This is a genomic window from Streptomyces sp. NPDC056987, assembly GCF_042673865.1.
Classification (GTDB): Bacteria; Actinomycetota; Actinomycetes; order Streptomycetales; family Streptomycetaceae; genus Streptomyces.
This window is the reverse complement of sequence record NZ_JBHURV010000001.1, coordinates 1-13467: the sequence shown is the minus strand read 5'-3', so window position 1 is coordinate 13467 and position 13467 is coordinate 1. Positions and strand designations below refer to the sequence as shown.

12 protein-coding genes are annotated in these 13467 nt (G+C 72.3%); 9 read left to right on the top strand and 3 right to left on the bottom strand.

All coding sequences use genetic code 11. The annotated features are described in order from the left end of the window. The first annotated feature begins 75 nt into the window (after nt 1–75). Together ACFTZC_RS00060 and fdhA are read left to right on the top strand one after the other, a co-directional pair. A complete protein-coding gene (locus tag ACFTZC_RS00060) occupies nt 76–714 on the top strand; it encodes a TetR/AcrR family transcriptional regulator (protein ID WP_382885265.1) in 639 nt (212 codons plus the stop codon). A gap of 152 nt (nt 715–866) precedes the next feature. Then, entirely contained in the window at nt 867–2102 is a 1236-nt protein-coding gene (gene fdhA / locus ACFTZC_RS00055; protein WP_382885263.1) for a formaldehyde dehydrogenase, glutathione-independent, read from the top strand. 19 nt (nt 2103–2121) lie between these two features. Here the strand turns inward: fdhA and ACFTZC_RS00050 are convergent, their stop codons facing one another. Next, the gene (locus tag ACFTZC_RS00050; RefSeq protein WP_382885262.1) at nt 2122–3027 is read right to left on the bottom strand and encodes an alpha/beta fold hydrolase; all 906 of its coding nucleotides are present in this window, start codon (nt 3025–3027) and stop codon (nt 2122–2124) included. Between the two features lie 138 nt (nt 3028–3165). On the opposite strand from ACFTZC_RS00050, the gene ACFTZC_RS00045 reads away from it, so the two are divergent. The 3 genes from ACFTZC_RS00045 to ACFTZC_RS00035 all read left to right on the top strand — a co-directional run bounded on the left by ACFTZC_RS00045 (nt 3166) and on the right by ACFTZC_RS00035 (nt 4784). After that, nucleotides 3166–3690: a CGNR zinc finger domain-containing protein gene (locus tag ACFTZC_RS00045; protein ID WP_382885260.1), complete on the top strand. Its 525-nt coding sequence runs from the start codon at nt 3166–3168 to the stop codon at nt 3688–3690. 148 nt (nt 3691–3838) lie between these two features. After that, complete coding sequence (locus ACFTZC_RS00040; protein ID WP_382885259.1) at nt 3839–4432, top strand: hypothetical protein; 594 nt, start codon at nt 3839–3841, stop codon at nt 4430–4432. A 103-nt stretch (nt 4433–4535) separates the two neighbouring features. After that, nucleotides 4536–4784 (top strand): hypothetical protein, encoded by a 249-nt coding sequence (locus ACFTZC_RS00035; protein ID WP_382885257.1) that lies wholly within the window; start codon nt 4536–4538, stop codon nt 4782–4784. 4 nt (nt 4785–4788) lie between these two features. Here ACFTZC_RS00035 and ACFTZC_RS00030 read toward each other — a convergent pair whose 3' ends face one another. Further along, nucleotides 4789–6639, bottom strand: a complete 1851-nt coding sequence (locus ACFTZC_RS00030) for a copper resistance CopC/CopD family protein (protein ID WP_382885255.1) — start codon at nt 6637–6639, stop codon at nt 4789–4791. Nucleotides 6640–6957: 318 nt separating this feature from the next. On the opposite strand from ACFTZC_RS00030, the gene ACFTZC_RS00025 reads away from it, so the two are divergent. The 4 genes from ACFTZC_RS00025 (at nt 6958) to ACFTZC_RS00010 (ending at nt 11900) form a co-directional block, all read left to right on the top strand. Further along, nucleotides 6958–7545 carry a TetR/AcrR family transcriptional regulator gene (locus tag ACFTZC_RS00025; RefSeq protein ID WP_382885254.1) on the top strand — a complete coding sequence of 196 codons (588 nt, stop codon included), beginning with the start codon at nt 6958–6960 and terminating at the stop codon, nt 7543–7545. Between the two features lie 385 nt (nt 7546–7930). Next, nucleotides 7931–8863 carry a M56 family metallopeptidase gene (locus tag ACFTZC_RS00020; protein ID WP_382885252.1) on the top strand — a complete coding sequence of 311 codons (933 nt, stop codon included), beginning with the start codon at nt 7931–7933 and terminating at the stop codon, nt 8861–8863. 248 nt (nt 8864–9111) lie between these two features. Beyond that, nucleotides 9112–10194, top strand: a complete 1083-nt coding sequence (locus ACFTZC_RS00015) for a cellulose binding domain-containing protein (RefSeq protein ID WP_382885251.1) — start codon at nt 9112–9114, stop codon at nt 10192–10194. Between the two features lie 50 nt (nt 10195–10244). Continuing rightward, nucleotides 10245–11900, top strand: a complete 1656-nt coding sequence (locus ACFTZC_RS00010; protein WP_382885250.1) for a cellulase family glycosylhydrolase — start codon at nt 10245–10247, stop codon at nt 11898–11900. Here ACFTZC_RS00010 and ACFTZC_RS00005 read toward each other — a convergent pair. Further along, complete coding sequence (locus ACFTZC_RS00005; protein WP_382885249.1) at nt 11832–13325, bottom strand: acyltransferase; 1494 nt, start codon at nt 13323–13325, stop codon at nt 11832–11834. The two genes, ACFTZC_RS00010 and ACFTZC_RS00005, sit on opposite strands and share 69 nt — an antisense overlap. Nucleotides 13326–13467 lie beyond the last annotated feature (142 nt).

Sequence of the window (13467 nt, the reverse complement as noted above, 5' to 3'; positions counted from 1 at the left end):
ATAGTCGACTATCAAACGGTAGGGTGCTACGGGACGAAGGGGGACGCCTTGTCGCAGAACAGGGAAGGGTCACGGATGGCAGCCAAGAACGACCGCGCCCCCCGGCGCCGTGTCGACGCCCGCTCCAGCATCGAGCGCATCACCGCCGCGGGACGGACCGTGCTGGGCAAGGGTGAGGGCTCCCTGGAGCAGATCGCGGCGGAGGCCGGCGTGGGCATCGCCACGCTGTACCGGCACTTCCCCAACCGGGAAGCCGTCGTCCGGGCCGTCCTGGAGGACATCGTCGATACCGACCTGCTCCCCCTCGTCGAGCGCGCCGCCGACTCCCCGCACACGCGCCAGGCCCTCCAGGAGATCGCCACACGCCTGCTCGACCTGATCACCGAGGAGCGCGGACTGGTCACCTTCGCCAGCAACTTCGCCGATGTCGCCGTGGACGTGCTCCAGCGCTTCAGCGCCTCGCTCCACCCGCTCCTGGCACGCGCGCAACAGGCGGGTGAGGTCCGGCCCGACCTCACCGCCGAAGACGTCCCCCACTTCCTGATCATGGCCGTCGCCGGCCTGGCCCTCCCCGGCACGACACCGTCCCTGCGCGCCCGTTTCATCACCTTGCTCTTCGACTCACTGAATCCGGCCGACGCGACCCCCCTGCCCCCGTCGCACACCGGAGAGGACGACCTGCGCACCGCGGTCGGCAATGTGACGCGCGCTTAGACTGCGCCCCCCTCCGGGGCGGATTGCATCATTTTGTAGCTACTTGTCCGCTTCTTTGGGCGGGATTAGGCTGATTTATACAGGACCACCACACGCATGGTTCCGCGAAGAATCAGCCGCTGGACGAAGAGCCGAAGGGACGGCGAGCCAGGATGAGCGGAGGAAACAAGGCAGTCGCATACATCAAGCCGGGTGAGGTGGAGGTAAGGACCACTGATTACCCCACGCTCGAACTTCAGGACGGGCCGGGCGTGGCCAAGGAGAACGTGGGCCGCGTATGCCGGCACGGGGTCATCCTCAAGGTGCTCGCCAGCAATATCTGCGGGAGCGATCAGCACATGGTGCGTGGCCGTACGACCGCTCCCGAGGGCCTGGTCCTGGGGCACGAGATCACCGGAGAGGTCATCGAGCGCGGCCCCGATGTCGAGTTCATCGATGTCGGCGACGTGGTGTCGGTGCCCTTCAACATCGCGTGCGGGCGGTGCCGCAACTGCAAGGAGCGCAAGACGGGCATCTGCCTGAACGTCAACCCCGCCCGCCCCGGGGCGGCATACGGATATGTCGACATGGGTGGCTGGGTCGGCGGCCAGGCGCAGTACGTGATGGTGCCGTACGCGGACTTCAATCTGCTCCGCTTCCCCGACCGGGACGCGGCTCGTGAGAAGCTCCTCGATCTCACGATGCTGTCCGACATCTTCCCGACGGGCTTCCACGGCGCGGTGACCGCGGGCACGGAAGTCGGCTCCACGGTGTACGTGGCGGGGGCCGGACCCGTGGGCCTGGCGGCCGCCGCCTCGGCCCAGCTGCTCGGCTCGTCGGTCGTCATCGTCGGCGACCTCAACGCCGAACGGCTCGCCCAGGCCCGCAGCTTCGGCTGTGAGACCGTCGACCTCACGCAGGGCTCGATGGAGGACCAGATCACCGAGATCCTCGGCGAGCCCGAGGTGGACGCGGCGATCGACGCGGTCGGCTTCGAAGCACGCGCCCACGGCCACGGCCGCGACTCCGAAGAGGCGCCCGCGACCGTCCTCAACTCTCTGATGGGCACCGTCAGGGCGGGCGGCGCGCTCGGCATTCCGGGGCTCTACGTCACGGAGGACCCGGGCGGTGTCGACCAGGACGCCAGGACCGGCACGCTGAAGGTGCGGCTGGGCCTCGGCTGGGCGAAGAGCCACCGCTTCACCACGGGACAGTGCCCGGTGATGCAGTACCACCGGGGTCTGGCCAAGGCGATCCTGCACGACCGCGTCCACATCGCCAAGGCGGTCAACGCCACGGTGATCCCGCTGGAGGACGCGCCGCGCGGCTACACGGAGTTCGACCACGGGGCGAGCCGGAAGTACGTACTCAACCCGCATGGCGCGCTGGACCAGGCCAAGGCGGCCTGACCTGAACACCTGAACCGGATCACGCGGGCGCGGAGGCCCGCGTGTCCCGCGTGTTCCGGTACAGGGCCTGCTCCAGGAAGGCGCGCATCGCGCCCGCCACCGTGTCGAGGTGGCTTTCGAGGAGGAAGTGACCGCCGCCCGGCACCAGTTGGATCCGGGCGTCCGGCAGGTCCCTGGCGAAGGCCCGGGCCCCGTCGGGGCCGAAGATCTCGTCCCCCGCGCCCCAGATGGCCAGCAGCGGCACCCGCGTGGCGCGGAAGTACTCGTGGAGCCTGGGGTAGAGGGGCAGGTTGGTGGCGTAGTCGCGGAAGAGGTCGAGCTGGATCCGGTCGAGGCCGGGGCGGGAGATCTCCCGGTGATCAGTGGCCCAGGTGTCCGGGTCGACCAGTTCCGGCTCGGCGACCCCGTGCAGGTACTGCCACCGGATGGCTTCCTCGCTCAGGGCCCCGCGTACGGCTTCCTCCGTCGACGGGCTCGGCGACTGCGCGTACGCCCAGACGGGGGCCCAGAAGTCGGGGACGAATCCTTCGTCGTAGGCGTTGCCGTTCTGCGTGACGATCGCGGTGACGGCGTGGGGGTGGCGCAGCGCGAGCCGCCACCCTATGGGGGCGCCGTAATCCTGCACGTAGAGCGCGTACCGCTCCAGTCGCAGGTGGGCGAGAAGCCCTTCGGTCACATCGGCGAGGGCGTCGAAACCGTAGGCGAACTCGTCGGCGGGCGGCGTGGCGGAGTGCCCGAACCCCAGGTGGTCGGGGGCGATGACATGGAACCGGTCGGCCAGTGCGGGAATCAGGTGCCGGAACATGCGGGAGCTGGTCGGAAATCCGTGCAGCAGGACGACGGCGGGCGCGTCGGCGGGGCCGGCTTCCCGGTAGAACACGCGGTGCCCGAGCACGGAGGCGTAGCGGTGTCGCACCTCGGTCATGACTAACCCCTTACATTTGTTTATGCGGTTAGGTTCTCTCCAGGTTGACTCGCGAGCCTGTAACCTGTCAAGCGCGTCAAGGCGGTTATGGGTGAAGTGATGAGTGAATACGAGTGGTACGAGTGAAGGTGAGGCGGGATGTTCAGCGAGGAAGTGCTGCTCGAAGCGTTGAACAGCACACCCGTGGCGGACGGAGTCCCGCGTGACCTGTGGCAGGACGGCCCCGCGCTGAGCCGCTGGGCGGTACAGCGTGGTGGTGACGGCGGCCCCGGAGAGCGGGAGTGGCTCAGGAGGACCCGCGACGCACTGCAGAGGGTGGTGCGCGGTGAGAGCGGGCCGGAGATCCTGGCCGCGTTCCTCGCGGGTGCGCGCAAGGTGCCCCGGTTGAGCGGGGACGGCCTGGACTGGATCCTGGAGGTCGAGGCGGACCGGCGGCCGGCCGTCGAACTGATCCTCACCTGGGACCGTGTACGGAACGAACTGCCCGGCCGGCTCCGCCCATGCGCGAACAGCGACTGCCAGCTGTTTCTAGTGGACCACAGCCGTGCCAACACCGCGCGGTGGTGCTCGATGAGAACCTGCGGCAACCGGCTCAAGGCCCGTCGGCATCACGAGCGGCAGCGTCGGGCCGACGGGTCGACGGAGCCGGGTCGCCCTCACTGAACCGGTCGCCCTTCACCGATCCGGTCGCCCTCGCTGGTCAGGTCGCGCTCACCGATCCGGTCGCGCTCGCTGGGCCAGTTGGAACGGGTTCGGAAGCGCCCGGCTCAGGGGCCGGGCGGGGCCCGCTGTCGGTGATACTGGGTCCGTCATGCCGGAACGGACCGTCGCCCATCGGTTCTCCGTGGCCGTGAGCGCCGTATGTGGCGCCGCCGTCGCGGTGTTGAGCTGTGCGCTGGCGGCGGGGCTGCATCATGCGACGGCCGGGACGGCGGTCTCGCCGGCCGGTCTGGCGCAGGCGGCGGCCCTGCTGTTCTGCGGTGCGTTCCTGTCCTTCCGGTTCGGGTCGCTCCGGACCGGGCCTGCCGTGCTGGCGGTGGCGCAGGCCGTGCTGCCCGGCTGGCTCGCGGCGACCGAGGCGGGTCCGGTCGTGCCGGGCGGGCATCAGGCGCTGCCGCCCGCCTGGCACCACAACCTCGCGGCGATGGCCGCCCTCAACCTGGCGGCCGCCCTGCTCTGCGCGTGGCTGCTGCGCGACGCGGGCGCCATGCCGTCCCGGGTCCTCCGGGCCTGTGCGGCCCCCGCCCGGCAGTGGGTGGCGAGGGTCGGCGTACTCCTCCGGGTGCGGCCCGCGCGGCACGAGGAGCCCGGTCGGCCGTGGCACCGCGTGCTGACGCCGGACGCGCTCGTACCGCAGACCGCGCACGTGGCCCTGCGCCACCAGTTGGTGCCCTGCGGGCCGTAGCACGACAACGCGACACCACCCCGGCGCCACCCGCCCACCGAGGCCCTGGCGTCCCTTCGTCGTTGTCCGTTGCCTTTGAGTGTTGCCCGAGGGATGTGCTCCTGTGTTCCCGTACGTCACCGACCCCCGCGCGGTGGTCACCCCCGATGTCCATGTTCCGGCCGACTCCGACCCGGAGAACGCGCTCGTCACCTTCCTGTCGTCCGCCCAGAACCTGCTGCTGATCGTCATAGCCGTGCTGGCCGTGGCGCTGCTCGCGGGGACCCAGTGGGCGGACCGGCGGCGGCGCTCCCGGGAGGGCGGCGGGTCCGCGGGGACCCCCGCGAACCCGCCGGAGCCTCCGCGGAGTTGAGCGCTCAGCCGCCGGCCGCCCCGGTGAGCCGGTCCCTGATGCGGATGTCCTGCTCCACGGTGACCTGGTCGAGTTCGCTGGTACGCACGGACAGCTTGATGGTCCAGGTTCCGGCCAGCGGCAGGCGCAGGCTGTCCGTCCACCAGTAACCCTGCCGGTCGGTCAGTTTCGCGTCGAGCGGGCCGATGCGTTCGGCGCGGTGGGTGAGCGTGAGCCGTAGCTCGGGGACCGCGGCGATGCCGCCGTCGGACGCGAACACCAGCGCCTCCACCACGTTCTCGCCGGCCCGCCCCGGATCGAAGGTGAGCTGGACCTTGCCGGTGCCGTTCGCCGTCCCCACGTCGAACGGGACCGTGGCCACGACCACCGGGGGCTCCTGGAGAAGGGCGGCCCCGGCCGTCGTCTCCACGGTCGCGCGGCTGGGCGGGGTGCCGGTGAGCACCGTGGTGATCGCCAGGACGACCGCGCCGAGCACCGCCTCGGCCACCACCGAGCGGCGCAGTCCGCGCCGGTGGGGGCCGGGCGGAGCGGAGGGCCGGGGTTCCGCGCCGTCCGCCGCCGGGGCCTCGGAGGTCTCCTTGCCGCCTGTCGGCGGGGCCTCGGAGGTCTCCTTGCCGTCCGTGGCCGGCGGGCCCACGGTCCACCGGCGGGAGTACGCCGCCGCGACCAGCAGGGCGAGTACGGCGATCACCTTGACGACGAGGGTCCTGCCGTACTCGGTGGAGGTGAGTGCCTGCAAGGTGCCGACCTGCCGCCAGGACTGGTAGACGCCGGTGACGACGAGTACTGCCACCGCCGTGAAGGCCAGCCGGGAGAAACGGGCGACCGCCGCCGCGGGGACGGGCGCGTCCGCCGGTGCGCGCCACAGGGCGGCGGCCAGCGCCACCAGCCCGCCCAGCCAGACGGCCATCGCGAGCAGATGCAGCACCGCGACAGGGATCGCCAGCGGGACCTGAAGACCGGCGGACGCGTGCTCGGCCGCCGCCCAGGTGACCGTGAGGGCCAGTGTGAGCACTCCCCCGGCCGCGCGGAGCCGGGGGCCGACGGTCGGCGCGGAGTCCGTCGTACGGAACCGGCGCCCGAGCAGCGCGAGGAGGACCCCCACCACCGCGAGGAGGAGGAGCCGTACCCCCAGGGCCATTCCGGCCCGGCCGGTGAGGGCGCCGCCCAGCACCTCGGGGTCGAGCGCCGTGGCCGCCCCGCCGCCCGTCTCGTACGGCCCGCGCAGCGCCAGCAGCACGGCGGTCGAGGCCAGCAGCGCCGCCCACCCGGCGACCAGGAGTCCGCGCAGCGACCGCAGGGCCGTGCCCGCGGGCCAGCAGTGGAGGAGGAACACCGCGACGCCGAGGAGCAGGGCGAAGCCGCCGTACGCGACGTAGCGGAACGCGTCGTAGACCCTGGTCACAGCGGTGTCGTCGGGGGATTCCGCGGGCAACTCGGCAAGCGTCGCGGAGGGTTCGCCGACGGAGAAGACGAACGCGCCGGAGATCGGGTGACCGTCCGCGGAGATGACCCGCCAGGACACCGTGTAGGTGCCCTCGGGCAGCTTCCCGCGCAGCCCGACCCGGATGGCGTCCGCCTTTCCGGCCACGTGCTCCGCCGGTTTCGGGTTCACCCGCTCGTTCGTCGGGGACAGCACCCGCACGGAGCCCTCGGCGAGGCGGACCGACTCGGTGAAGGTCAGGGTGACCCGCTCGGGCGCGGCGTCGAGGACCGCGGCGTCCGCCGGGTCCGACTCGCGCAGGGCGGCGTGCGCGGCAGCGGGTCCGGCCCCGGCGAGAAGGAGCGCGAGTACGGCGCCGACCAGAGCCAGGACGGTCAGCGGCGTCCTCACCCGGTGTGTCGGCGTACGCATGGACGGGCCTCCTCCGGCGCGCTCGGAGCGGGGGCGCGGCCGAAGCCCCGCCACCGCCGGATCGTGACGGACGGATCCGTGACGGACGGATCGCGGGGGCCGGTTCGGCCTCGTGGTCGCGGCTGGGGCACGTCGCCTCTCCTTGTTCCGGTCTCGCGGCGCGAACGGACCGACGGGGCCGGTCCGTTACGGGCGCGCTCAGCGGGGATACGGCTGAGCACGGGCGACTGTTCACCGGATCGGCGCCGGTCCGCGCGTGTCGCGGGCGCCGGGTGGCAGTGCGACGAAATCTAACCTTCCAGATGGTACAGTTACGGGATGCGACCGAGTTCGAGAAACCTCATCCTGGACGCGGCGATCCGTGTGACGGAGCGCGAGGGCATCACCGGCCTGACCCTGGAATCGGCGGCCGAGGAGGCCGGGGTGACCAAGGGCGGCCTGATGTACCACTTCCGCACCCGGGACGAGCTGCTGCTGGCGATCCAGCGCCATCTGACGGCGGCGTGGGAGGAGATGCTCGCCGCGGAGCTCGGCAAGCCACTCGACGAGGCAACGGCACGGGAGACGATCGAGGCGTACGCCCGGGTCGGGACGCGGGACGGCGCGAGCAAGGCGGATCTGGCGTTCATGATCGAGTCCGTCACGCAGCCGGAACTCGCCACGGTGTGGGAGGAGATGATGGCGCGCTGGAGCCCGCTGCCCCGGTCGACCGATCCGGGCGAGATCGACCTGTTGCTGGCGCGGCTGGCCGCCGACGGATGGTGGATGTTCCGGGCCACCAGCGGGTTCGATCTGCCCGCGCCGATCGAGAAGGCGCTACGGGAGCGGCTGCTGGCCCTGACCGCGCCCGGGACCAGCGACACGGACGCCGATGCCGCCGACGGCACCGACACCGCCGGCGGCTGAGACTGCGGGCGGACCGCGGGGTGCGCGGACCGCGGACCGCGGGGTGTGCGTGCACGGACCGCGGGCCGACCGGCCCCGCCGGGCCCGCGCCGCCGGCCGGAAGCCGCCGCACGGGAGCCGCTGCCCGGAAGCCGCCGCCGGAGCCGTCGACCGGGGGCCGCCGGCCGGGCGGGGCGGCTCGCCGGACGCCGCCCGGGGGACGCCGCCGGTTCCGTGTTCGGCGGCTCCAGGGGGTGTCGTTGCCGCCGTCGCAGCCGTCATGCTGGCCTGGGCACAGCCTCCACCGCCGCCACCGCCCGCCGTCCCATCCCGTATCTCGTACCGCTCCCGCACCACCCCGTACCACTCCCGAAACCGCGTCTGACACACACCCGGAGTCCGTGGCGTGACACTCTGTCTGCTCCTGCTCATCACGGTCGGCCTCGCCGCGACCGTGTTCGCACCCCGCGCCCTGCTCCGGGCCGGGTGGCCGGAGCGAGAGCCGGTCACCGCGCTGTGGGTGTGGCAGTGCCTGGTCGGCACCGTTCTGCTGAGCTGCCTGTCCGCGCTCCTCCTCGGGGCCGCGGCGCTCCTGGAGACCGTCCGCGCCCGCCTCTTCGCCCCGGCCCCGCCCGCGGTCGTCGACGCGTACGACCTCACGTCCGTACCGCCCTGGACGGCCCTGCTCACCCTGCTGCTGGCCTGCGGCGCCGCGTGGACCGGCGCCATGCTCGTACGGGAGCTGGTCAACGACCGGCGCCGCCGCCGGGTGCGCCGCGCCCATCTGAGGGAGCGCGCCCCCGATCTGCCCGCCGGTCTCGCCGTCGCCGACGGGCCGCTGCTGGTCCTGGAGGACGAGTACCCCGACGCCTGGCTGATGGCCGGCGCCACCCCCCAGCTCGTCATCACCACGGGTGCGCTGCGGCGTCTCACCGGCCGTCAGCTCGACGCCGTGCTCACCCACGAACTCGGTCACGCGCGGGCCCACCACGACTGGCTGCTGCACCTGTCCGGCGCGCTGGCGGCCGGCTTCCCCCGCGTCCCGCTCTTCGCCCACTTCGCCGACCAGACCCACCGTCTCGTCGAACTCGCCGCCGACGACACCGCCTCCCGGCGCTGCGGCCACCTCACCACCGCGCTCGCCCTCATCGAGCTCAACCAGCACCGCGGCGTGCTCAGTTGCGACAGCCCGCGCCGCCTCCTCCACGCCCGGGTGGAGCGCCTTCTGGACCCGCCGCCCCGGCTGGGGGCGACCCAGCGGGCCGCCACCGCGACGTTCGCCGCCCTCACCCCGCTGATCCCGCTGCTGATCACCCTGGCCCCCGGCCTGGCCGCGTAGCGGCCGGGCGGTCGGCGGCTGCCGCGGCTGCCGCGTCTGCCGCGTCTGCCGCGTCTGCCGCGTCTGCCGCGTCTGCCGCGTCTGCCGCGTCTGCCGCAAGTCTTGACGTGCCTCCGACAACGGTGCATTGATGTGCCCAGGCCCCCGACAGGAAACGCCGACCACTCCGGCCGCGAGTGGGAGCGCTCCCACGATCATCCGCGGGCCTCCGTCCTCTCGCTCCGCATACACAAGAAGGGACCTTGGACATGCGGAACACGCGGAACAGCACAGCTCTACGGGCGCTCCTGTCCGCTCTCGCCCTCACCGCCGCCCTGCTCACCGCGGTGGTCGCGCACCCGGGCGCCACCGCCGCTGCGGCGGCCGACCCCGTACGGATCATGCCGCTCGGCGACTCGATCACCGGATCGCCCGGCTGCTGGCGGTCCGTGCTCTGGAACCGCCTCCAGGACTCCGGCCACACCTCGATCGACTTCGTCGGCACCCTCGGCCCGCAGGGCTGCGGGCAGCCGCACGACGGGGACAACGAGGGCCACGGCGGTTTCCTCGCGACCAATGTGGCCGCGCAGAACCAGCTTCCCGGCTGGCTGGACGCAACTCGCCCGGACATCGTTGTCATGCACTTCGGCACCAATGATGTGTGGAGCAACATCGCGCCCGACCGGATCCTGGCCGCCTTCGACACGCTCGTCGGCCAGATGCGCGTGAGCAACCCCGACATGAAGATTCTCGTCGCTCAGCTCATCCCCATGAACCCGAGCAGCTGCGCCGAGTGCGCCCAGCGCGTGGTGGATCTCAACAGCCGTATCCCCGCGTGGGCCGCCGGGCGGACCACCGCCCGCTCGCCGGTGATCGCCGTGGACCAGTGGACCGGCTTCAGCACGGCCGCCGACACCTACGACGGGGTGCATCCGAACAGCTCCGGTGACAACAAGATCGCGGCCCGCTGGTACCCGGCGCTGGCCTCGCTGCTGACACCCGGTTCACCGGATCCGACGCCCACTCCGACCCCGCCGGGCGGCGCCGGGTGCGGTGCGTCGGTCAGGACCGTGTCCACGTGGCAGGGCGGTTACCAGGCGGAGGCGACGGTGACGAACAACGGGGCCTCCGCGCTGCGCGGTTGGTCCGTCGGGCTGACACTGCCGGACGGTGAGGCGATCACCCAGGTGTGGAACGGGGTGCTGACCACGACCACCGGTGGCGCGACGGTCGGCCATGTGTCCTGGAACGGCGCGCTCGCCTCCGGCGCCTCCACCACGTTCGGCTTCATCGCCACCCGGCCCGGGACCGCCGCTCCGGCCGCGCGGGTCACGGGCTGCACGGCCGGCTGACCCTGGCGCCCGACCATCCTCCGTACCGTCCATCCATCCGGGAGACCCCCATGAGACCGCGACCCCCCACCGGAACGTCCCGGGCCACACTCCTCGGCCTGCTCCTCTCCGTCCTCTCGCTCCTCGCCCTCGGCCTGGCCGCCTCGCCCGCGCAGTCGGCCGTCCGCGCCACCGGTCTGCACATCAGCGGCGGACGGCTGCTGGAGGGCAACGGCAACGACTTCGTCATGCGTGGTGTCAACCACGCCCACACCTGGTACCCGAGCCGTACCACGTCGGCGCTCAGAGACATCAAGGCGCTGGGCGCCAACACCGTCCGGGTGGTGCTCAGCACCGGCGACCAGTGGACCAGGAACGACGCCACCGATGTCGCGAACGTCATCGCGCAGTGCAAGCAGAACAAGCTGATCTGCGTGCTGGAGGCGCATGACACCACCGGTTACGGCGAACAGAGCGCGGCGGTCTCCCTCTCCCGCGCCGCCGACTACTGGATCAGTGTGCAGAGCGCGCTGACCGGCCAGGAGAACTACGTCGTCGTCAACATCGGCAACGAGCCCTACGGCAACACCAATTACGCGGGTTGGACGGCCGACACCAAGGCGGCGATCCAGCGCCTGCGGAACGCCGGTTTCGACCACACCCTGATGGTCGACGGGCCCAACTGGGGCCAGGACTGGGCCTTCACCATGCGGGACAACGCGGCGTCCGTCTTCGCCGCCGACCCCGACCGCAACACCATGTTCTCGATCCACATGTACGGCGTCTTCGACACGGCGGCCGAGGTCTCCTCGTATCTGAACAGCTTCGTCGGCACCGGACTCCCCATCCTGGTCGGCGAGTTCGGCCAGTTGCACTCGGACGGCGACCCGGACGAGGACGCCATCATGTCCACCACCCAGTCCCTCGGCCTCGGCTATCTCGGCTGGTCGTGGAGCGGCAACAGCGGTGGTGTGGAGTATCTCGACATGGCGACCGGCTTCGACCCGAACGCGCTGAGCGCGTGGGGACAGCGCATCTTCCGGGGCGCCAACGGGATCGCCGCCACCGCCAAGCAGGCGACGGTCTACGGCGGTTCGTCCGGCGGGGACACCACGGCGCCCACCACTCCCGGGACGCCGGCTTCCTCGAACGTGACCGCCACCTCGGTCACCCTGTCCTGGGCCGCGTCCACGGACGCGGTGGGAGTGACCGCGTACGACGTGGTACGTGTCAGTGGTGCGGCCGAGACGGCCGCGGCGACCTCCGCCACCCCCTCGGTGACCGTCACGGGGCTCTCCGCCGCGACGGCGTACGACTTCGCCGTCTACGCGCGGGACGCGGCAGGCAACCGGTCGGCGCGGTCGGCGACCGTACGGGTGACCACCGCGCCGGGCGGCGGGACGACGGCCTCCTGCGCGGTCGCCTACACGGTCAGCGGCCAGTGGAGCGGCGGTTTCCAGGGGGAGATCGTGATCCGTAACACCGGGAGCTCCACCGTCAACGGCTGGACGCTCGGCTGGGCCTTCCCGAACGGCCAGCAGATCACCAATCTGTGGGGCGGTACGGCGTCGCAGAGCGGGTCCTCGGTCAGTGTCGCCGCCGCCTCGTACACGGCGGTGATCGCACCGAACTCCTCGGTCGCCGTGGGGTTCACGGCCTCATGGACGGGGAGCAACGGGAAGCCCGCCGCCTTCACGTTGAACGGGTCCCCCTGCACCGTGAGTTGACGGGGGCGCGGGGAGTGCGCGGCGGCCCGCCGCCTCGACCAGCAGCCAGCCGACGGCCGTCATGGCCACGGCGACCGGAGCGGTGACCGGGACCGCGACCAGCACCGCGGAGTGCCCCTCCAGCAGCCCGGCGAAGCCGACGGCCGACAGCCCGAGCACCCCGAACAGGGTGAGTGTGACACCGAGGGCCGCACCCGGGCCGCCCCACCGGGCGGACCCGGCGGCGGGGGCGGCAGCCGTACCGTCGGCAGTGGGGAGCGCCGGGCCCGGCGGGCGTTCCGCGGCGCGGAAGACGGCGACCAGCAGCGCGGTGAGCGCGGCCGCCGCGGCCAGCCGGACCGGGACCTGGGCCCACCAGGTCCCGGTTCCCGGGGCGGGGAAGGGCGCGCCCAGCCCGAGGGCGAGCGCGTACACCCCGAGCATCGCGGTGAGATGCCAGAGGAAGGCGGTCATGGCGATGCCGTTGGCGGCGACGACACCGCGCCACACACGGGGGCGGGCCAGCAGCCGGGCGGCGGGGGCGCGGAGCAGTTCGACGGCGCCGACCAGCCAGACGCCGTGGCACAGGAGCGCGAAGGTCGGCGGGGCCATGTTGCTGATCTTCTCGCCCGGCATGCCCACCATGGAGAGCGGATACGGTCCGAGGGCGACCAGCGCGGTGGCGGCGGCCAGCCCGGTCGTCGCCAGCGCGGCCGGGAGCCGGGGTGTACGCAGCCGGCCGTCCGCGCGGAGGAAGCCGAGCTGGTGGACGGCGAGCCAGACGAACGCGAAGTTCAGGAACGGGACGTAGGGCACCCCAAGGGCGAAGCGCAGCAGGTCGACGGTGGCCGCGGCGGCGGTGAGCGCGCCGAACGCGGCCCAGCCGTACCGCTCATGGAGCTTCAGCAGCGGCGGGGTGAGCGCCACCATCGCCAGGTAGATCCCGATGAACCAGAGCGGCTGGGCGACGAGCCGTGCCGCGATATTCGCCAACTGGCTCTCCGGCGCGATGAGTTGCAGCGCGAGCGCGGACGTGCCCCAGACGGCGACAAAGAGCATGACCGGCCGCAGCAGCCGCCGCAGCCGGACCCGCAGGAAGGCCGCGTACACGCCCCGGCCGTCGAGTCGGCGGTGCAGTGAGCGGTAGGACAGGGCGTGCGAGAAGCCGCCGACGAAGAAGAAGACGGGCATGATCTGGAGCAGCCAGGTCAGGATCTGCAACGAGGGTACGACCGCCAGCAGGTTGCCGGCCTCCGCGCGGCCGTCCGCGTCGACGGTCACGGCCGCCATCAGCCAGTGGCCGAGCACGACGGTGCCCAGCGAGGCCACGCGCAGCAGGTCGATGTACCGGTCCCGTCCCGCGGGGGTCGCGGCCGCGAGCACCCGTGGATCGAGGGCCCCCGCGCCGGGGACCCGGGGGCCGGGTACGCGTGTGTTCGGCTTCATGGTGTCAGCCTGGCGGCCGGGAGGCCGGAGGGCCACGCGCCGGGTACTCAACTCCGGTGCCGGGTGGCTGAGTACGCGTACTCACCGGCGACGACGAGGGACGGAGACAGAGCCGCGCCCGGGGAACGGTGTGTCCGTTCCC